At 67.1% G+C, this 19839-nt stretch carries 20 protein-coding genes; 11 read left to right on the top strand and 9 right to left on the bottom strand.

Going from position 1 to position 19839, the window contains the following annotated elements:
• Nucleotides 1-108: 108 nt before the first annotated feature.
• Entirely contained in the window at nt 109-1707 is a 1599-nt protein-coding gene (locus MJ603_RS06985; RefSeq protein ID WP_243062973.1) for an ABC-F family ATP-binding cassette domain-containing protein, read from the top strand.
• A 1-nt stretch (nt 1708) separates the two neighbouring features.
• On the opposite strand, the gene MJ603_RS06980 is transcribed toward MJ603_RS06985, so the two are convergent.
• Nucleotides 1709-1936 carry a hypothetical protein gene (locus MJ603_RS06980; RefSeq protein ID WP_243062972.1) on the bottom strand — a complete coding sequence of 76 codons (228 nt, stop codon included), beginning with the start codon at nt 1934-1936 and terminating at the stop codon, nt 1709-1711.
• A complete protein-coding gene (locus MJ603_RS06975; RefSeq protein ID WP_243062971.1) occupies nt 1933-2241 on the bottom strand; it encodes a DUF3099 domain-containing protein in 309 nt (102 codons plus the stop codon). The genes MJ603_RS06980 and MJ603_RS06975 overlap by 4 nt, the downstream gene beginning before the upstream one ends.
• A 153-nt stretch (nt 2242-2394) precedes the next feature.
• On the opposite strand from MJ603_RS06975, the gene fabG reads away from it, so the two are divergent.
• Complete coding sequence (fabG, locus tag MJ603_RS06970; RefSeq protein WP_243062970.1) at nt 2395-3105, top strand: 3-oxoacyl-ACP reductase FabG; 711 nt, start codon at nt 2395-2397, stop codon at nt 3103-3105.
• 63 nt (nt 3106-3168) lie between these two features.
• Nucleotides 3169-4380, top strand: coding sequence for an SURF1 family protein (locus tag MJ603_RS06965; RefSeq protein ID WP_243062969.1), 1212 nt, complete (start codon nt 3169-3171; stop codon nt 4378-4380).
• Nucleotides 4381-4390: 10 nt separating this feature from the next.
• Here the strand turns inward: MJ603_RS06965 and serB are convergent, their stop codons facing one another.
• Complete coding sequence (serB, locus tag MJ603_RS06960) at nt 4391-5053, bottom strand: phosphoserine phosphatase SerB (protein ID WP_243062968.1); 663 nt, start codon at nt 5051-5053, stop codon at nt 4391-4393.
• On the bottom strand, nt 5050-6291 hold the full coding sequence (locus MJ603_RS06955; RefSeq protein WP_243062967.1) for a glucose-1-phosphate adenylyltransferase: 1242 nt from the start codon (nt 6289-6291) through the stop codon (nt 5050-5052). The genes serB and MJ603_RS06955 overlap by 4 nt, the downstream gene beginning before the upstream one ends.
• Nucleotides 6292-6391: 100 nt before the next feature.
• Here MJ603_RS06955 and glgA point away from each other — a divergent pair, with 100 nt between their 5' ends.
• From glgA to MJ603_RS06940, 3 genes are all read left to right on the top strand, one after another.
• The gene (glgA, locus tag MJ603_RS06950; RefSeq protein WP_243062966.1) at nt 6392-7579 is read left to right on the top strand and encodes a glycogen synthase; all 1188 of its coding nucleotides are present in this window, start codon (nt 6392-6394) and stop codon (nt 7577-7579) included.
• A 76-nt stretch (nt 7580-7655) separates the two neighbouring features.
• Complete coding sequence (locus MJ603_RS06945) at nt 7656-8459, top strand: ABC transporter ATP-binding protein (protein WP_243062965.1); 804 nt, start codon at nt 7656-7658, stop codon at nt 8457-8459.
• Between the two features lie 115 nt (nt 8460-8574).
• On the top strand, nt 8575-8826 hold the full coding sequence (locus MJ603_RS06940) for a type B 50S ribosomal protein L31 (protein WP_243062964.1): 252 nt from the start codon (nt 8575-8577) through the stop codon (nt 8824-8826).
• Nucleotides 8827-8883: 57 nt separating this feature from the next.
• On the opposite strand, the gene MJ603_RS06935 is transcribed toward MJ603_RS06940, so the two are convergent.
• Both MJ603_RS06935 and treS read right to left on the bottom strand, forming a co-directional pair.
• On the bottom strand, nt 8884-9570 hold the full coding sequence (locus tag MJ603_RS06935; RefSeq protein WP_243062963.1) for an exonuclease domain-containing protein: 687 nt from the start codon (nt 9568-9570) through the stop codon (nt 8884-8886).
• A gap of 60 nt (nt 9571-9630) precedes the next feature.
• Nucleotides 9631-11337, bottom strand: a complete 1707-nt coding sequence (treS, locus tag MJ603_RS06930) for a maltose alpha-D-glucosyltransferase (protein WP_243062962.1) — start codon at nt 11335-11337, stop codon at nt 9631-9633.
• Nucleotides 11338-11448: 111 nt separating this feature from the next.
• Between treS and MJ603_RS06925 the strand changes: the two genes are divergently transcribed.
• Nucleotides 11449-12372, top strand: coding sequence for an alpha/beta fold hydrolase (locus MJ603_RS06925; protein WP_243062961.1), 924 nt, complete (start codon nt 11449-11451; stop codon nt 12370-12372).
• Nucleotides 12369-13466 carry a glycosyltransferase family 1 protein gene (locus tag MJ603_RS06920; RefSeq protein WP_243062960.1) on the top strand — a complete coding sequence of 366 codons (1098 nt, stop codon included), beginning with the start codon at nt 12369-12371 and terminating at the stop codon, nt 13464-13466. The genes MJ603_RS06925 and MJ603_RS06920 overlap by 4 nt, the downstream gene beginning before the upstream one ends.
• On the opposite strand, the gene MJ603_RS06915 is transcribed toward MJ603_RS06920, so the two are convergent.
• Together MJ603_RS06915 and MJ603_RS06910 are read right to left on the bottom strand one after the other, a co-directional pair.
• Nucleotides 13376-14062: a histidine phosphatase family protein gene (locus MJ603_RS06915; RefSeq protein ID WP_243062959.1), complete on the bottom strand. Its 687-nt coding sequence runs from the start codon at nt 14060-14062 to the stop codon at nt 13376-13378. The two genes, MJ603_RS06920 and MJ603_RS06915, sit on opposite strands and share 91 nt — an antisense overlap.
• Nucleotides 14059-14892 carry a Sir2 family NAD-dependent protein deacetylase gene (locus MJ603_RS06910; RefSeq protein WP_243062958.1) on the bottom strand — a complete coding sequence of 278 codons (834 nt, stop codon included), beginning with the start codon at nt 14890-14892 and terminating at the stop codon, nt 14059-14061. The genes MJ603_RS06915 and MJ603_RS06910 overlap by 4 nt, the downstream gene beginning before the upstream one ends.
• A 75-nt stretch (nt 14893-14967) precedes the next feature.
• Here MJ603_RS06910 and MJ603_RS06905 point away from each other — a divergent pair, with 75 nt between their 5' ends.
• On the top strand, nt 14968-15783 hold the full coding sequence (locus MJ603_RS06905) for an RNA methyltransferase (RefSeq protein ID WP_243062957.1): 816 nt from the start codon (nt 14968-14970) through the stop codon (nt 15781-15783).
• 36 nt (nt 15784-15819) lie between these two features.
• The gene (locus MJ603_RS06900; RefSeq protein ID WP_243062956.1) at nt 15820-17070 is read left to right on the top strand and encodes a D-alanyl-D-alanine carboxypeptidase family protein; all 1251 of its coding nucleotides are present in this window, start codon (nt 15820-15822) and stop codon (nt 17068-17070) included.
• 19 nt (nt 17071-17089) lie between these two features.
• Here MJ603_RS06900 and MJ603_RS06895 read toward each other — a convergent pair whose 3' ends face one another.
• Nucleotides 17090-17893, bottom strand: coding sequence for an SGNH/GDSL hydrolase family protein (locus MJ603_RS06895; protein WP_243062955.1), 804 nt, complete (start codon nt 17891-17893; stop codon nt 17090-17092).
• Nucleotides 17894-18009: 116 nt separating this feature from the next.
• On the opposite strand from MJ603_RS06895, the gene MJ603_RS06890 reads away from it, so the two are divergent.
• On the top strand, nt 18010-19833 hold the full coding sequence (locus tag MJ603_RS06890; protein WP_243063298.1) for a DEAD/DEAH box helicase: 1824 nt from the start codon (nt 18010-18012) through the stop codon (nt 19831-19833).
• Nucleotides 19834-19839 lie beyond the last annotated feature (6 nt).

Below are 19839 nucleotides of genomic sequence, written 5' to 3'. Positions count from 1 at the left end.
GGCAACCCTAACAGCCCTGAGAGGACTCACAGTCCGTGTACGTCGGATACCCTTGACGGGCGCCATCGCGCACCATACCCACCCTTTGAGCAGAACTGGACAACGCCTGTGCTCGCCGTGCACGACCTCGAGATCCGCGTCGGCGCACGCACCCTGATGTCAGGGGTGTCATTCCGCGTCGCCGCCGGAGACAAGATCGGTCTGGTCGGTCGCAACGGTGCTGGAAAGACGACCTTGACCAAGGTATTGGCGGGGGATCTGCTCCCCAGCGACGGCCGTGTCGAGCGCTCGGACAAGCTCGGCTACCTGCCGCAGGACCCGCGCACCGGCGACCCCGACATGCTCGCACGCACGCGCATTCTGGATGCTCGCGGGCTCGGCTCGCTCGCGATCGGCATGCACGAGGCGTCGTTGGAAATGGCTTCGGACGACGCGGATGCCGCGGCGAAGGCGATGCGACGCTACGCGAACCTGACAGAGCGCTTCGAGTCACTCGGCGGCTATTCCGCAGAGGCGGAGGCCGCGTCCATCGCCCACAACCTGTCGCTGCCGGATCGCATCCTCGACCAGCCACTGCGAACGCTCTCCGGCGGTCAGCGCCGCCGCATCGAGCTCGCGCGCATCCTGTTCTCCGACGCGGAGACGATGATCCTCGATGAGCCGACCAACCATCTCGACGCCGACTCGGTGCTCTGGCTGCGGGACTTCTTGAAGAGCTACAAGGGCGGGCTGATCGTGATCAGCCACGACGTCGACATCGTGGGGGAGACGGTCAACAAGGTCTTCTACCTGGACGCCAACCGCCAGGTGATCGACATATACAACATGGGCTGGAAGGCCTATCTCGCCCAGCGCGCCTCAGACGAGGAGCGTCGCAAGAAGGAGAGGGCGAACGCCGAGAAGAAGGCCTCGGTTCTGCAGCTGCAGGCCGCGAAGTTCGGAGCGAAGGCGACGAAGGCGGCGGCGGCCCACCAGATGGTCGCGCGCGCCGAGAAGCTGCTCTCCGGCCTCGACGAGGTGCGACAGGACGACCGCGTCGCGAAGCTGCGGTTCCCGACGCCCGCTCCGTGCGGGCGTACGCCGATCATGGCATCCGACCTGTCCAAGAGCTACGGATCGCTCGAGATCTTCACCGCAGTCGACCTCGCGATCGACCGCGGATCGAAGGTGGTCATCATCGGCTTGAACGGTGCAGGCAAGACGACGCTGCTGCGCATCCTGGGCGGGGTCGACGTGCCGGACACCGGAGCCATCGAGCCCGGCCACGGCCTGCGAATCGGCTATTACGCGCAGGAACACGAGACCATCGACGTCGCCCGCTCTGTGCTGCAGAACATGGTCTCGAGCTCTCCGAACCTGACGGAGACCGAGGCGCGCAGGGTGCTCGGCTCATTCCTGTTCACGGGCGACGACGTGCACAAGCCGGCCGGCGTGCTCTCCGGCGGGGAGAAGACCAGGCTGGCGCTGGCCATGATCGTGGTCTCCGGCGCGAACGTGCTGCTGCTCGACGAGCCGACGAACAACCTCGACCCGGCGAGCCGTGAGCAGATTCTGGATGCCCTCGCGCACTACGAGGGCGCCGTCGTTCTCGTCTCGCACGACCCGGGCGCAGTTGAGGCGTTGAATCCGGAACGGGTGCTCATCCTGCCGGACGGCGTCGAGGACCACTGGAACGCGGACTACGCCGACCTGATCGCGCTGGCGTAGTTCAGGGCTGATCGGTCAGCGAGTTGACCTCGAGCGGGAAGTCGCGCGACGACAGGAAACCTCGCAGGAACTCGACGTGTTCATCACACGCCAACCAGGTCTTGCGTCGATCTTCGGAGTGGATGCGCGGATTGCGCCAGTCGATCCGCCAGCTCGCACCCTGGCGGCATCCTGCCCGCGAGCAGGTGAGAACCTCCGGGTCACCGCCCAGCGCGTCGAGCAACGTCATGACGCCGGCTTGTCGTCGCCGTCTTCCGTGCGATCGTCGATAGGGGCCGGGGGAGTGACGGGCACGATCGCCCCTGGGCGCAGCGGATCTCCGGCGCGCGGCCTGACAGCGTTCGCGATCACGACGGCGAAGTACGGCAGGAAGATGGCGCCGGCCGCGGGAATCAGGAGCCACCATCCGCGCACCCAGATGAGCGAGACGATGCAGAGCACGCGGATGGACATCATCACCGTGTACTCGAGCATGCGACCGCGACGCTCGTCTGCTGGGGCGTGCGGCAGCGATGTGATCGAATCGTGTTTCATCGGTGCGGCTCCTGGAGTAGCGGGTGACCAACGCCATCCACACCCCAAGACTACGTGCCTTTCACCGGGTCGGACCGCCCTCCGGCAGGACCGCCACCGGTCGGACTCTAGACTGAATTCCGTTTGCATTCGCCCGACCACGAGGACTGACCCATGACGACGCCCCGAACCGTTCTCATCACCGGAGGGAACCGCGGGATCGGCCGCGCCATCGCCGAAGAATTCATCGCGCAAGGACACCGAGTGGCCGTGACGGCCCGCAGCGGCGAGGGCCCGATCGGTTCCCTGACCGTGCGCGCCGACGTGACGGACAGCGACCAGGTGGATGCCGCGTTCTCGGCCGTCGAGGCAGAGCTCGGCCCGGTCGAGGTGATCGTGGCGAACGCCGGCATCACGCGCGACACCCTCCTCATGCGCATGAGCGACGACGACTTCGACACCGTTGTCGACACCAACCTCGGCGGATCGTTTCGCGTCGTCAAGAGGGCGTCGAAGGGCATGCTCAAGGCGCGCTTCGGCCGCGTCATCCTGATCGCCAGCGTTGCGGGTCTGATGGGCTCTCCCGGCCAGGTCAATTACGCCGCGTCGAAGGCCGGCCTCGTCGGCATCGCCCGCTCGCTCACCCGCGAGCTCGGAGCGAGGGGAATCACCGCCAACGTCGTCGCGCCCGGATTCATCGAGACCGACATGACGGCCGAGCTGCCGGAGGAGAAGCAGACCGAGTACAAGAAGTCCATTCCGGTCGGACGCTACGGAAAGGCGTCAGAGGTCGCCAAGGCCGTCGCATGGCTCGCCTCCGACGACACCTCGTACATCTCGGGAGCAGTCATCCCCGTCGACGGCGGCATGGGAATGGGTCACTAGGCAGACGGCGAGATCCGTCGTGGCGGGGTCGATCTCCAGCATGGCGGGCTAACGTCGAGCACGATGAAAGGACCGAGCACGGCTACCTCGACGCCCGGAACCGGTGCACTCGCACGCCGGAACGCCGAGCTTTCGCGTCGCACCGCAGCAGGTGGCGTCGCCAAGCCGGCTGCCGTGTACGACACGGTCACCGAGGGCCTGAGCGGATGGCAGTTCCTGCGCACGGGGCGCTGGATCGGATACTTCGCGATCGCCGTCGCCTTCGCCCTGATCTGCTCCGCCCTCGCACTCTGGCAGTTCGACAGGGGCCAGGGAGCTTCCCAGGACAACCATCTCTACGCCGCGAACTTCGCAGCGCCGGCGGTTGCGCTGACGACGGCACTGCCGACGAGGTCCGCCTACACCTCCGATCAGATCTGGCGGCGGGTCACGATGAGCGGCACATGGGATGCCTCGCATCAGTACTACGTGCGCAACAGCATCCGCAGCGGCGAGACCGGCTTCCAGGTGGTCACGGCGCTGAAGGTCACCACGGGCGGAACGTTCCTGATCGATCGCGGCTGGGTCGCGGCGGCGTCGAAGGACACGACAGTTCCGGCCGAACGACCCGCACCGCCGCCCGGTGTCATCGACGTCGTCGCCCGCCTTCAACCGAGCCAGGCGAAGCGCGGCGAGGGCGGAGTTCAGAACGGACAGATCGAGTCGGTCGATCTCGATGAACTGGCACCGGTCGTCGGCAGCGACGTCTACTCGGCAGCCTGGGGGGTGATCGTCTCGCCCGGCTCGACCGGGCAAGGGCTCGCGCGCGTTCAAGCCTCACCGCCGGCCGAGGGCGTCGGCTACCACTACTCGTACGTCATCCAGTGGATCCTGTTCGCCCTCATCGGCTTCTTCATGCTCTGGCGTGGCGCCGTCCGCGAGTTCCGCCGCATCAACGTCGACGATCCGGAGGAGCAGCGCAGAGAAGAGACCCGCGTGCGCAAGGCTGCCACGAAGGCGTTCACCGACGAGGAGACCGAGGACGAGGCGCTCGACGGCTTCATACCGCTCAGCCGGTGGGTTGCGCGACCCGGTGCCACGGTGGAGGCCGGAGCTCCAGCGCGTCCTGCCCTGACAGGCACGCCCATCCCGTTCGACACCGACGCCGATGCTGCGACAGACGACAAGCCGGCGGCCGGGCGCGAGATCGAGCAACAGTCAGACGAGGTGTACGTGCTCGGCGACGACCGAGCACGTGACACGGGCGAGCCCGACCCGAAGGACCAAGGGGCCTGACGACCAAGCCTCAGCCGCGAAGTCCGAGCAGTGGCAGCACCTGGGAGAGATCCCGCGTGTCGACCGAGACGCTTGCGGCGCCTCTCACCGCGGGCTTTGCGCAGAATGCGACCGACAGCGCCGACGCCCGCATCATGGCGAGGTCGTTCGCGCCGTCTCCGATCGCGACGGTTCTCGTGAGTGGAACACCGGCATCCGTTGCCCACTCGCGCAACGTCCGTTCCTTCGCCGCCGCATCGATCACGGGCCCGTCGACCCGGCCGGTGAGGACTCCGTCGACGATCTCGAGCCTGTTGGCCCGCCAGCGATCGAGTCCGAGTGTCGAAGCGAGCGGGTCGACCAGCTCGTGAAAGCCCCCCGAGACCACGCCGACGAGTCCTCCTGCGGCGTGGACACCCGCGACGAGCTCGGGAACGCCGTCCGTGACACGGATGCGCCGCGCGACCTCGTCGAACACGGATTCGTCCAGCCCGGCGAGGGTCGCGACCCGTTCCGTGAGGCTCTGCCCGAAGTCGAGTTCCCCGCGCATGGCACGCTCGGTGATCTCGGCCACCATCGATCGCGAGCCGGCGTGCTCGGCGAGCAACTCAATGACTTCGTCATGAATGAGCGTGGAGTCCACATCGAGCACCACGAGCAAACGCGCGGACGAGGCGGACTGTTCAGTGCTCATGGAACGACGTGGACTCCTTTGCCGACCACAGTGAGGCCGGACGGTGTGACGGTGAAGCCGCGAGCACGATCGCGCTCAGGATCGACGCCGATCTTCGCACCCTCGGTCACGACGACGTCCTTGTCGAGGATAGCCCGGCCGACGAAGGCGTTCGGCTCGATGATCGCGCGGTCGAAGATGACGGAATCGACGACGTGCGCACCCGACTCGATCTTCGCCCACGGTCCGAGCACGCTGCGTTCCAGGTGGGCGCCGCTGATCACGGAACCGAGCGAGACGATGGAGTCGATCGTGGTTCCGATGGCACCGCGCACGTCGCGCACGAGCTTCGCGGGAGGCGAGTTGAGCTGCTGGCTGAAGATCGGCCACGCATTGTTGTAGAGGTTGAAGATCGGCAGGGCCGACACCAGGTCCTGGTGCGCCTCGAAGAACGAGTCGATCGTTCCTACGTCGCGCCAGTAGTAACGGTCGCGGTCTGTCGAGCCCGGCACGTCATTGCGACGGAAGTCGTACACGCCTGCCTCGGCGCGCGACACGAAGTCGGGAATGATGTCGCCTCCCATGTCGTGGTTCGAATCGGGACGCTCTCCGTCGCGCTGCACCCCCTCGATGAGCGCCTGGGCGTCGAAGACGTAGTTGCCCATCGATGCCAGCACCTCATCGGGCGCGTCGGGAAGCCCGATCGGATCGGACGGCTTCTCACGGAACGCCGAGATGCGCTCCGGTTCGCTCGGGTCGACCTCGATCACTCCGAACTGGTCTGCCAGCGAGATGGGCTGCCTGATGGCCGCGACCGTCGCAGCGGCGCCCGACGCGATGTGCGCGTCGATCATCTGGGCGAAGTCCATGCGGTACACGTGATCGGCGCCGACCACGACGACGATGTCGGGCTTCTCGTCGCGGATCAGATTGAGGCTCTGCAGGATGGCGTCCGCCGATCCCGAGAACCAGCGCTTGCCGAGCCGCTGCTGCGCCGGAACCGAGGCGATGTAGGAGCCGAGCAGTCCGGAGAGACGCCAGGTCTGCGACACGTGCCGGTCGAGGCTGTGCGACTTGTACTGGGTCAGCACGACGATCTGACGCAGCGCGGAATTGACGAGGTTCGTCAGCGCGAAGTCGATCAAACGGTACTGGCCGCCGAACGGCACGGCGGGCTTGGCCCGATCCGCCGTCAACGGCATGAGGCGCTTGCCTTCGCCGCCCGCCAACACAATGCCGAAGATCTTCTTGCCCGCCATGACACCAACAGTAGAGCCGCCGCAGGTCGCCGACCAGCATGGACTCGAACCCCGTCCGGGTCTGGCGCAGATCGTTCCAGGATGCCGTAGCGTCGACCTCATGCGCGTGGACCTCTTGACCCGTGAATACCCACCGGACATCTACGGCGGAGCCGGAGTACACGTCACCGAGTTGGTCGCGTCCCTGCGCCGATCGATCGAGGTCCAGGTGCGCTGTTTCGGCGCACAGCGCGATGAGGCCGACACGACCGGGTACGCCGTTCCCGAACAGCTCGCGGGAGCCAATGCCACGCTTTCAACCCTCGGCGTGGATCTGCAGTTCGCGCAGGCGGTCGAGGGGGCGAACCTCGTGCACTCGCACACCTGGTACGCGAATCACGGCGGGCGGCTGGCGCAGCTGCTGCACGGCATCCCGCACGTCGTCACCGCGCACAGCCTCGAGCCGCTCCGCCCGTGGAAGGCTGAGCAGCTCGGCGGGGGCTACCGCGTCTCGAGTTGGGTGGAACGCGAGGCATACGAGGCGGCGGATGCCGTCGTCGCCGTGAGCGAAGGGATGCGGCGCGACATCCTGCGGGTCTACCCGAACGTCGACCCGGCACGCACGCACGTGATCTACAACGGCATCGACCTCGAGCGCTGGCAGATCGTCGACGATCCCGATCTGGTGCGCTCGCTGGGCGTCGATCCCGATCGGCCGACGGTCATCTTCGTCGGCCGCATCACCCGGCAGAAGGGTCTGCCGTACTTTCTGCGCGCGGCCGCTGCTCTGTCTCCCGACATGCAGCTCGTGCTCTGCGCGGGCGCACCGGACACCGCCGAGATCATGGCCGAGGTGACCGAGCTGGTGCGCGAACTTCAGCGTTCCCGCGACGGCGTGATCTGGATCGACCGCATGCTGCCGCAGCCCGAGCTCGCCGCGCTGCTCAGCGCGGCAACCGTGTTCGTCTGCCCGTCGATCTACGAGCCGCTGGGAATCGTCAACCTCGAGGCCATGGCGTGCGGGCTGCCCGTTGTGGCGACGGCGACCGGCGGCATCCCCGAGGTCGTCGAGAACGGTGTGACCGGCAGGCTCGTGCCCATCGAGCAGGCGGCAGACGGCACCGGAACTCCGCTGAATCCCGAGCGATTCGTCGCCGACATGGCTGAGGCGCTGACGTCTGTCGTCTCGGATCGGCAGCGAGCACACGAGCAGGGAGCGGCGGGCCGGATGCGCGCCCAGACCCAGTTCTCCTGGTCGGCCATCGCGGACCAGACGCTCGCGCTCTACCGGCGGTTGGTGGTGCAGTAACGATGACGCCGCTCGCGTAGACGCAGGAAATGGCGTCCGCTCTTAAGCTCCAGCGCGCTGCCCTAGGCTAGTTCGCATGTCGAACACCGTCCTTTCGCTCCGCTCCGTGTCTGTCGTGCGCGACGGGAACGCGATCCTGGACGCGGCGGACTGGACGGTCACCGCCGACCAGCGCTGGGTCATCCTCGGTCCGAACGGCGCGGGCAAGACGACGCTCGTGCAGTTGGCGGCAGCGGCGTCGCATCCGACGTCCGGGGGAGTGACGATCCTCGACGAGGAGCTGGGCAAAGCAGACCTCGCCGAACTCAAGCCGCGCATCGGCTACGCGTCGAGCGCGCTGGCCAAGCGCATCCCGAAACGCGAGACGGTGCTCGACGTCGTGCTCACGGCGGCGTACTCGGTCACCGGTAGGTGGAACGAGGAGTACGAGGCCATCGACACCCGCAGAGCCAGGCGGGTGCTGGCCGAGTGGAAGCTCGACGCCTTGGCGGACCGCGCGTTCGGAACGCTGAGCGACGGCGAGCAGAAGCGCGTGCAGATCGCCCGCGCGGTGATGACCGATCCCGAGTTGCTCATCCTCGACGAGCCAGCGGCGAGCCTCGACCTGGGGGCGCGCGAAGAGCTCGTCACGCTTCTCGGCGGCTATGCCAGCGACTCGCGGTCGCCCGCGATGATCATGGTCACGCACCACGCCGAGGAGATTCCGACAGGCTTCACCCACGTTCTGCTGCTGAAGAACGGCAAGATCGTCGCGGCGGGTCCCCTCGAGGAGACCCTCACCTCCGAGCGTCTCACCGAGACGTTCGGGCTGCCGATCGAGGTGTCGTCCCACGACGGCCGGTACACCGCCCGTGCCAAGGCCGCGGCCGAAGAGGCCTGAGTCGTCTGCTAAACTCTTTCTTTGGCCGTTGACGCTTGTCTCGGCCCGACACGCTTCCGCGCCCCGTTCGAGGCGGCGCGTCAAGTCACCAATCCGCTCTTTCGAGGAAGTCCTGATGAAGTCTGACATTCACCCCGTTTACGCGCCGGTGGTCTTCCGTGACCTCGCTTCCGGTGCGACGTTCCTGACCCGTTCGACCGTCTCCAGCGAGAAGACGATCGAGTGGGAGGACGGCAACACGTACCCCGTGATCGACGTCGAGATCTCCAGCGAGTCGCACCCGTTCTACACGGGCAAGCAGCGCATCCTCGACAGCGCCGGTCGCGTCGAGAAGTTCAACCAGCGCTTCAAGAACTTCGGCAAGTAGAAATCTTCGCAAAGGGCCCCGTCGATGACGGGGCCTTTTGCGTGCTCACGGATGCCGTCAGCGGCGCGGCCAGTCGCCGACCGCCACGAATTCCGGGTCTCTGACCCTGCGCATGTAAGCCTGGAAGTCCTCGGCCTGCTCCCGGCACCACCCCACCTGCAGGGTGTGCAGCTCTGCCGCCTCGACTCCGAGTTCGTCCGGGAACGCTCGGGCGATGGCCTGGGCGACACGGCCGGCGGCGATGGCATCCGCACCGGCGTCGTGCGCGTCGGTCAGACCCACACCGTAGTGCCCAGCGGTCATCTCGAGGGTGCGCTTGCCCTTGCGATATCTGTCGACGGCCTTGTCGATGACGAGCGGGTCCACGATCGGCGCCGGATCGTTCAGCGGCTCCACGCCGTGCCTGCGTGCCTCCCGATCCAGCAGAGAGAAATCGTACGGCGCGTTGTACGCGACGATCGGGATGCCTCGATCGATCAGCGCCCGCAGTGCCGCGACGATCTCGTGCACGGCGGCCGCGGCTGAACGACCTTCGGCTCGCGCGCGCTCCGTGGTGATGCCGTGCACCTCTGTGGCGCCGGGCGGAATCGGCACACCAGGGTCGACGAGCCAGTCGAGGCGTTCGATCACGATGCCGTCGGAATCCAGCACGCCGACGTGAGCGGACACGATGCGCGACGTATCGACGTCGACCCCCGTCGTCTCCAGGTCGAATACGCCGAGTTCGTCATGCCATCGCTTCATGGCTGCAACGTTAGGAGCGACCACCGACGCGGCACGGTTCGGCGCGCCGCGTCGGTGCGGCTATCGCGGCTGCTCGATGTGCAGCCAGTAGAAACTCTGCGTGCCGAGGGTCAGCGTGAAGCGGCCGTCGTCGGCGATGGTGGGAAATTGCGCGCCGCCGAACAGGTCGTACAGTCCGCTGCCGGCGAAGTCCGGGGCGTCCAGGGTGACCGACGCCGGGTTGTGCGCGAACGAGAACACGCAGAGCACGTGCTCCGGCTGCTCGCCGAGCACGGTGCCGCTGCCTGAGTAGGAGCGTACGAACGCGAGCACGGAGGAGTGGTCGGTCGGCAGCACGGTGATGGTGCCCAGTCCGAACACCGGATGCGCCTTGCGCACGTAGATGACGTTCCTGATCCAGTGCAGCAGCGACCTGGACTGTGCGAGCTGCGCCTCGACGTTCACCTGGTTGAAGTGGTAGACGAGCGACTGCACGACGGGCAGGAAGAGCTTGCCGGGGTCGGCGGTGGAGAATCCGGCGTTGCGGTCGGGGGTCCACTGCATCGGGGTTCGTGACGAGTCGCGATCGGGCAGCCAGATGTTGTCGCCCATGCCGATCTCGTCGCCGTAGTAGAGGAACGGCGTGCCGGGCAGCGCGAAGAGCAGTGCGTGCGCGAGTTCGAGTTCCGCTCGTGAGTTGTCCAGGAGCGGGGCGAGGCGACGGCGGATGCCCACGTTGGCACGCATCCGCGGGTCGTAGGCGTACCAGCCGTACATCGCCTGCCGATACTCCTCGCTGACCATCTCGAGCGTGAGCTCGTCGTGGTTGCGCAGGAACACTCCCCAGCCGGCGCCGTCGGGGATGTCTGTGGTCTCCGACAGCACGCGCACCAGCTCGTCCGCGCGCTGCGACCGCAGCGAGTAGAAGATGCGGGGCATCACGGGGAAGTCGAACGCCATGTGACACTCCGGCTCCTGCTCGCTGCCGAAGAACGCGGCGACCTCGCGCGGCCACTGGTTGGCCTCCGCGATCATGACGCGACCGGGGTAGTCGTGGTCGAGCATGGCGCGCAGGCGCTTGATGAACTCGTGCGTCGGCGGCTCGCCTTCGCCGTTGCCTTCGTCGGACTCGTAGAGGTAGGGGATGGCATCCAGCCGGAAACCGTCGACACCCATGTCGAGCCAGAACCGCACGACGTCGAACACGGCCTCGTGGACGGCGGGGTTGTTGTAGTTGAGGTCGGGCTGGTGCGAGAAGAACCGGTGGAAGAAGAACTCCCTGCGCTCGGAGTCGAACGCCCAGTTCGAGTCTTCGGTGTCGGTGAAGATGATGCGGATGTCCGGCCACTTGTCATCCGTCTCGTTCCAGACGTAGAAGTCGCCGTACGGACCCTCCGGGTCGCTCCTGGATGCCAGGAACCACTCGTGCTGGTCGCTCGTGTGGTTCAGCGGCAGATCGATGACCACGCGCATGTTGCGCTCGTGCGCCTTGGTGACGAGGTCCTGGAACTCGTCGAGCGTGCCGAACTCCGGCATGATCGAGCGGTAGTCCGACACGTCGTAACCGCCGTCGCGCAGCGGCGAACTGAAGAACGGCGGCAGCCACAGTGCGTCGACGCCGAGCCACTGCAGGTAGTCCAGCTTCGAGACCAGGCCCTGGATGTCGCCAGTACCGTCCCCGTTGCTGTCCACGAACGAGCGCACCATCACCTCGTAGAAGACAGCACGTCGATACCACTGCGGATCGAGGGTGAGACCAGGCAGCTGGATCGGTGCGGTGAAGGTCACTGGCGGTGCTCCTGGGACTTCGATGATGGCGATCAGAGACGACGACGGTGTCCGCGAAGGGGGCGTCCATCGAGTCTAGAACGGCGTCGGCGCCGCCTACACTTGAGCGTGATGTCAGCCCGACCCGCGCCCTCCGCCCACTCCGGCGCCCGCGTCACGGCGCGTCGGCGGACGATCGATGTCGACGGAGTGCGCACCTCGTTCTGGGAGTACGGCGACGCGGATGCCATGACCACGATCGTGCTCGTGCACGGCTTTCGCGGCGAGCACCACGGGCTCGAGCCGATCGCTGCGCGCCTCACCGAATATCGCGTCGTCGTGCCCGACCTCCCCGGCTTCGGCGAGTCCGAGCCCCTCAGACATGTCCACGACATCGACGGCTACGTGCACTGGCTGCGAGCCCTTCTCACCGCACTGCGGCCGAGCGGACGGTTCGTGCTGCTGGGTCACTCGTTCGGGTCCATCGTGGTGTCGGCGACGCTGGCGGATCAGGCCGGGCATCCTGTCGACGGCGAGCCGCGTCCCGACCTCGTCGTGCTGATCAACCCGATCGGCGCACCTGCGCTGAAGGGTCCGCGCGCGATCTTCACCAGGCTGGCGATCTTCTACTACTGGCTCGCGGCCGCGCTGCCCGAGCGACTCGGCTTCGCGCTCCTTCGCAACGCCGTCATCGTGCGGGTGATGAGTGAGGCGATGGCGAGGACGAAGGACAGGCGGCTGCGCAGGTGGATCCACGGCCAGCACGCCGAGTACTTCAGCGCGTTCACGAGCCGGGCGGTCGTGCTCGACGCGTTCCGGGCATCCGTGAGCCATGACGTGTCGGAGTACGCGGAGCGCATCGCGACTCCGGTGCTGCTGATCGCGGCCGACAAGGACGACATCACCCCGTTGACCGCGCAGCGCCGGCTGCAGACGCAGTTCCCCGATGCGACTCTGCGGGTCGTCGACGGCGGCGTCGGCCACCTCGTGCACTACGAGGCCCCTGACCGCGCGGCGGCCATGGTGGTCGCGTTCCTCGACGGGAACGCTGCATGAAGATCGTGTTCGACTGCCGGTACACGCGCATCGGCCGGCACGACGGGATCAGCCGCTACACGGCATCCCTTGTGACCGAGCTCGCGAAGCTGCACGACGTCACCATGTTGATCAGCGACCACGCGCAGCTCGACATGCTGCCCTCCCTGCCATGGTCGATGGCGTCGTCGCCGACCAGCCCGCTGGAACCATTCGTCGCGCGCCAGGTGAACAAGCTGGCACCCGACATCGTGTTCACGCCCATGCAGACCATGGGATCGCTGGGCCGCAGGTACCGGCTCGTGCTCACCGTGCACGACCTCATCTACTACCGCAACCGCACGCCTCCACGCGATCTCCCCGCGTTCGTGCGCGGCCTGTGGCGGCTCTACCACCTGGCGTGGTGGCCGCAACGGATGCTCCTGAACCGGTCGGATGCCGTCGTTGCGGTCTCGCAGACCACCCGCGACTTGATCGCGGAGCACCGTCTCACCCGCAAGCCGGTGCACGTGGTGGCGAATGCGCCCGATGTGCCGGACGGCGTGCCGATCGTGCCGCGCGACCGGCCGGCGACGACATCGCTGGTCTACATGGGCTCGTTCATGCCGTACAAGAATGTCGAGACGTTGGTGAAGGCCGTGGCGCTGCTGCCTGGTCATGAGTTGCACCTGATGAGCAGGGTGGGGGATGCCGAACGCGAACGCCTGACCGCCGCTGCGCCGGGCGCCGGCCTCGTCTTCCACGACGGTGCGAGCGATGAGGAGTATTTCGACGCGCTCCTGAACGCGACGGCGCTCGTGACGGCGTCCCTCGACGAGGGCTTCGGAATCCCGGTCGTGGAAGCCATGCGGGTGGGAACCCCCGTCGTGGTGAGCGACATTCCGATCTTCCGCGAGATCGGCTCCGATGCAGCCGTCTACGCGGACCCGCGCGATCCGGCGTCCTTCGCGGACGCGGTGCGCGATCTGGATCGACCGGGCGAGTGGGCGAGGCGCTCGGCGCTCGGCGTCACTGCGGCGTCCCGCTACACCTGGGGCGCGTCGGCCTCCGCCTTGCTCGAACTGCTGAGGGAGACGGCCGGGGACGAGTCGCCGGCGAGACCGTCGGCATCCTGACACTGGGCGGCACCCCCAAGCGACTGGGCCGACACGTTGAAGCGCTCCAACTGCAGAACACCGTCCGCGACCTCGAAGTGGCTCAGCGACAGGTTGAAGACCGCTTCGCCAGGAGCCGGTCGTTCGCCAGCGGTGAGGCGCCGGACGATCGAGCTGATCACGGCGCCGTGAGTGACGACCAAGATCGCCTCTCCCGCGTGTCGTTCGGCGAGCCGTAGCAGAACGGGCAGCGCCCGCTCCACGACGGAGTCGCGCGTCTCCTGCCCTGGGATGCCGTGCGGAAAACGCAGGGCGATCTCGTGATCGGTCATGCCCTCCGCCGGACCGAACTCGCGTTCCCGCAGGTCGTAGTGGGTGTCCGGTTCGCCGAGCCCCGCGACGGCTGCGATGAGACCGGCCGTCTCGAGGGCGCGTGCCTGCGGGCTCGAGTGAATCGTCGAGTACCCGACGCCGGCGATGCCTTCTCCCGCCGATCGGGCCTGCCCGCGACCAGTCTCGTTGAGGGGGACATCCGTTGAGCCCTGGATGCGTCGCTGAAGGTTCCAGTCCGTCTCGCCGTGGCGCACCAGGGTGAGCCGCGTGCCGCCCGCGCTCACGCGATCAGAGCGTCGGCCAGGGCGACGAGGGTCTCGGTGGTGCCGGCATCCAGTTTCAGGGTCGCCCTCGTGTCGCCCTTCGTCTCTCCCCGGTTGATCACGACGATGGGCATCTTGCGGCGACGCGCCTGCTCGATCAGGCGGATGCCCGAGTTCACGGCCAGCGACGATCCTGCGACGAGCAGCGCAGCGGCTCCGTCGATGAGCTCCTTCGCCGCCCTGAATCGCAGCGGAGGCACGAACTCTCCGAAGAAGACGACGTCGGGTTTGAGCGGGCCGCCGCAGATGCTGCACACGGGGATGACGAACGAGTCGACGTCGTTGACGTCGGCGTCGCCGTCCGGAGCGATGGTCACGGCATCCGGCAGCGTCAGCCACGGGTTGAGCACGTCGATCTGCGCCGCGATGTCTTCGCGTGCGAACATCTGACCGCAGTTCAGGCAGACGACGCGGTCCATGGTGCCGTGCAGCGGCACGACGCGTCGAGACCCGGCACGCGTGTGCAGTCCGTCGACGTTCTGCGTGATGACACCCGGAATCACCCCGGCGAGTTCCATGCGTGCCAGCGCGAAATGGCCTTCGTTCGGCTCAGCAGCGCGGAAGCGGGCGTACCCGAGGTGGCTGCCGGCCCAATAGCGCTTACGCGAGCGCTCATCGCCGAGGAACTGGGAGAACGACATCGGCGTGCGGCGAGGGGCGCCCTCTCCGCGGTAGTCCGGAATGCCCGAATCGGTGGAGATGCCTGCACCTGTGAGCACGGCGACCGAACGGTCTGCGAGGATGTCGATGGCGGATTCGATCGTCGCGTCCGCGGTCACAACTGTGCTCACGCGCACCCCCTCATCTTCCGGTAAGTGTAAACAGCGCAGTTTTCCGAATTGTTTCCCGTATCTGGAAGTCACGCGATGCGCATCATCCCCATCGAATCGGTGGACGTGCCCGAACTGGCCGATTACGCCGGCCTCACGGATGTCGCGCTGCGGCGAGCGCTGGAGCCCGCAGGCGGTCTGTACCTGGCAGAGTCGACCAAGGTGATCTCTCGTGCCATCGCAGCTGGGCACGTGCCTCGCTCGGTGCTGGTGCAGGAGCGTTGGCTGAGCGGCATCGAGCCGCTGCTCGTCGATTTTCCGGATGTCCCGGTGTACGTCGGTCGTGAGGAGGCGCTCGAGTCACTCACCGGCTTCCACCTGCACCGCGGCGCGATGGCTGCGATGCACCGCCCCGCCCTTCCGCCGCTCGAGAAAGTACTCGAGGGTGCGCGCCGGGTTGTCGTGCTGGAGGACATCGTCGACCACACGAACGTCGGTGCCGCCTTCCGCGCCGTCGCAGGGCTCGGTGCCGATGCCGTGCTCGTCACGCCGCGCTGCGCCGACCCGCTGTATCGGCGCAGCGTTCGGGTCAGCATGGGCACCGTTCTGCAGGTGCCGTGGACGCGCATCGGAGAGTGGTCGGATGCCGCGCCCCGCCTGCACGATGCCGGTTTCCGACTCGCGGCGCTCGCCCTCGCCGACAACGCGGTGTCCCTCGACGACTACGCCGCAGATCCTCCCGAGCGGCTGGCGATGGTGATGGGGGCGGAGGGCGATGGCCTCAGCAGGCGCGCGCTGGCAGTCGCCGACACCGTGGTGACCATTCCGATGGCGCACGGGGTGGACTCGCTGAACGTGGCATCCGCCGCCGCCGTCGCGTTGTATGCACTGCGCGTGCGCGGAGAGTCCTGAGAGGCCCCCATAGAAGTGACCCGTACCATGTCAGCCGTGTCGCACGCGTCTGAAACCACCCGCAGCCGGCGCGGCCGATTCCGTCGCCGCCGCATCGTGGTGTTCGGTGCCCTCGGTCTCGCGATGGCTCTGGCGGCGTATGTCGCGCTAGCGGCGATCGCACCGTTGCCCGCTTCGGCCGAGGCGGCATCCGGGTCGAGCACGATCACGCCTGCCGCGGTGCAGCCGACGTTCCCTTCCTGGGGTGGAAGCGCCGCCGTGGGGCTCGTGGGGCAAGACGGGCTGCTCGTGCAGAACGGGAGCACGCAGAGCGCACCGATCGCGAGCATGACGAAGACGATCACGGCGCTGGTGCTGCTGGACAAGCATCCGATCGCTTCGGGAAGCAGCGGGCCGACGATCACGTTCACGCAAGCGGATGTCGACATTCTGCAGCAGGTCTGGGACGAGGACGGCTCGTGGGCGCCCGTGCAGGCGGGGGAGCAGCTCACCGAGAAGCAGGCTCTCACCGCGATGCTGCTGCCGAGCGCGAACAACTACGCCATCTCGCTGGCGATCTGGGGATTCGGGTCTGTCGCAGCCTTCCTGACCGCCGCGAACTCGTGGTTGTCTGCACACGGATTCAAGGGAACGCACGTGACCGATCCGGCCGGCCTCGACCCGGGAAGTGTGAGCACTCCGGCTGATCTGGTGGGCATCGGCAAGCTGCTCATCGCGAATCCCGTGCTGGCGAGCATCGTGGACACGCCGTCGGCCACTCTGCCGGGAGCGGGGACCGTGAACAACGGCAATGAGCTGCTCGGCAAGGACGGTGTCGTCGGCATCAAGACCGGCTGGACCGATCAGGCGGGGCATTGCCTGCTGTTCGCCGCGTCGGTCACGGTGCAGGGTCACAAGCTCCAGCTCGTCGGGGTGGTGACAGGGGCACCGGACTACTCCGACCTGTGGCAGGACGTGCCGAAACTGCTGACGAGTGTCGAGGCCGGCTTCCACGAGGTGAAGGTCGGCACGACGTCGACGGACTACGGCACGTACCGCAGCGTGTGGGGCGAATCGGCGAAGCTGAAGAGCGAGAAGACCGGAAGCATCTTCGTCTTCTCGAACGCCCCGATCAAGGTCACGGTGCGCTCATCGCCCGTTCAGGTGGCGAAGCCCGGCGACGACGTCGGAACCGTCACCTACACCGGCGCTGGACAGACCGTCACCAGAACCTTGACCGTCTCGAAGGCGGTGACCGATCCAGGTCTCGGCTGGCGGCTCACCCACCCGTTGCTGCTCGTGTTTTGACAGCCCAGCGCAGCGGGGGTCACATCGCCGTCGTCTCGTCTCCTGGCGTCGTCACCGGGGCCGGTTCGGGTCGCTTTGGCAGCAGGTTGTCGCCGCTGGAGACGCCTTTGATGCGGCGCACGATCCACGGCACGAAGTACTCTCTCGCCCACGACAGGTCTTCGGCGCGGGCCTGCCGCCAGGAGCGCTCAGGCAGAGGCTCCGGTTCCATGGGCTGCAGATCGTTCGGCACACCGAGGGTCTCGAGCACCATGCGCGCGACGGTGTGGTGGCCGAGCGGGTTGAGATGCAGGCGGTCGGCTGACCAGACTCGCTGGTCCTGCAGAGCGACCAGGGCCCACTGGTCGGCGACGAGACATCCGTGCTTCTCTGCGACCTTGCGCACGTTCTCGTTGTAGATGGCGACCTTGCCGCGAATCGCCTTGAACACGGGCGAGAAGCCGACGTCGACGCCGGTGAAGACGACGATGGTTGCTCCTGTGACGGACAGGCGGGTGATGATCTCGTCGAGCAGCCCACCGATCTCGTCGGGGTCGGTGCCCGGACGGATCACATCGTTTCCGCCCGCCGAGATCGTGATGAGATCCGGGTCAAGGGCGATCGCCGCGTCGACCTGGTCGTCGGCGATCTGGCGGATCAGCTTGCCTCGTACAGCAAGATTCGCGTAGGCGAAGTCGTCGATGCCGCGGGCGAGCACTTCGGCGACGCGGTCGGCCCAGCCACGGTGCCCGGCCGGAGCGTTCGGATCGGGGTCGCCGATGCCTTCGGTGAACGAGTCGCCGAGAGCGACGTACCGATGGAAGGGATGCAGCGGCTCCGTCATGCCTTCCATTCTGCTCTCCACCCGGACCCACGCGTTCGAGCGACGGTGTGCACGAGCGTCGGCGGCTTTCGGTAGCGTGGAGTCAAGTGAGCACCTCGACCCCTGCATCCGCTCCGATCGGATCGCCAGAAGAGTTCCCGGCCGAGGGGCAGAGCGTCGGCACCTGGGCGATCGAGCATCTCTCGCCGTCGTTCCCGGCTCGTGCTCCATGGGGCACAGCCAGCAAGCTGCGCGCCTGGCAGGAGGAGGCACTCGAGGAGTACTTCCGCCATGAGCCGCGCGACTTCCTCGCCGCAGCGACGCCTGGTGCCGGAAAGACCACGTTCGCCCTGCGGCTTGCCGTCGAACTGCTGAAACGACGCACGGTCGAGCGTGTCACCGTCGTGGCGCCGACCGAGCACCTCAAGAGGCAGTGGGCAGAGGCTGCGGCCAGGGTGGGCATCCCACTCGACCCGAACTTCAAGAACGCGAACGGACGGTACGGCTCGCACTACCGCGGGGTGGCGGTCACGTATGCGCAGGTTGCGGTGAACGCGGCGCTGCACCGCGACATCACACTCGACCGGCGCACCCTCGTCATCCTCGACGAGGTGCATCACGGCGGTGATGCTCTCAGCTGGGGCGACGCCATCCGCGAGTCGTTCGAGCATGCGACCAGGCGTCTCTCGCTCACGGGCACGCCGTTCCGCAGCGACACATCGCCCATTCCCTTCGTGTCGTATCTGCAGAACGAGGACGGCATCCGCACGTCGCGAACGGACTACAACTACGGGTACGGTCGCGCGCTGGCCGACGGGGTCGTGCGCCCCGTGCTGTTCATGGTCTACGCGGGACACATGCGCTGGCGCACGAAGACCGGCGATCAGATGGAGGCCAGGCTCGGCGAGGGCAACACCAAGGACATCACGTCGCAGGCGTGGCGTACCGCCTTGGACCCGAAGGGCGAGTGGGTGCCGCAGGTGCTGCGCGCCGCCGACCGCAGGCTGAGCGAGGTGCGTCAGGCGGTTCCGGATGCCGGTGGCCTCGTCATCGCGACCGACCAGGTCGCGGCCCGTGCCTACGCCACCATCCTCGAGGAGATCTGCGGCGAGCGCGTCACGGTCGTGCTTTCGGACGAGAAGGAGTCCAGCGAGCGCATCGACGAGTTCTCCCGGGCCGCCTCGCGCTGGATGGTCGCCGTGCGTATGGTCTCGGAGGGCGTGGACGTTCCACGCCTCGCCGTCGGCGTCTACGCGACGAGTGCGGCGACACCCCTGTACTTCGCCCAGGCGATCGGGCGATTCGTGCGGGCCAGACGCCGCGGTGAGACGGCATCCGTCTTCCTGCCCGATGTTCCCGTGCTGATGGCATTGGCCAGAGCATTGGAGCTCGAACGCGACCACGCACTCGACCGGGTGTCGAAGGACGACGACGGGGACCTCTGGAATCCAGAGGATGCGATGGCCCAGGCCGCGGAGCGCAGCGATAAGGCATCCGACGCGCTGCAGCAGGAGTTCGCGTTCGAAGCGTTGGACTCGCACGCGGCGTTCGACAGAGTGCTCTACGACGGCGCCGAGTTCGGCGGGTACGCGGAGCCCGGCAGCGACGAGGAATGGGACTTCATCGGACTCCCCGGCCTGCTGGAACCCGAGCAGGTGCACGATCTTCTGCGAACCAGACAGGCGAGGCAGTCGAAGCGAGCGGCATCCCGTCCTGCTCCGTCACCCGAGAGCGACTCGAGCAGTTCGGCGGCTCCGCTGCCTGTCTATCGAACGCTCAAGGAGCAGCGCAGCCTGCTGAACAGCCTCGTCGGACTGTATGCGAAGAACGCGGGGGAGCCGCACGGTCTGGTGCACGCCGAACTTCGCCGGTTGTGCGGCGGTCCGGCGGTGGCCCAGGCGAGCGTGACGCAGCTCCAGGCTCGCATCGATCTGCTGCGCAAGAGACTGGGACACCACTAGAGCACC

The sequence above is a fragment of the Humibacter sp. RRB41 genome (assembly GCF_022761015.1).
Taxonomy (GTDB): domain Bacteria; phylum Actinomycetota; class Actinomycetes; order Actinomycetales; family Microbacteriaceae; genus Humibacter.
This window is presented reverse-complemented; position numbering and strand designations above follow the sequence as displayed.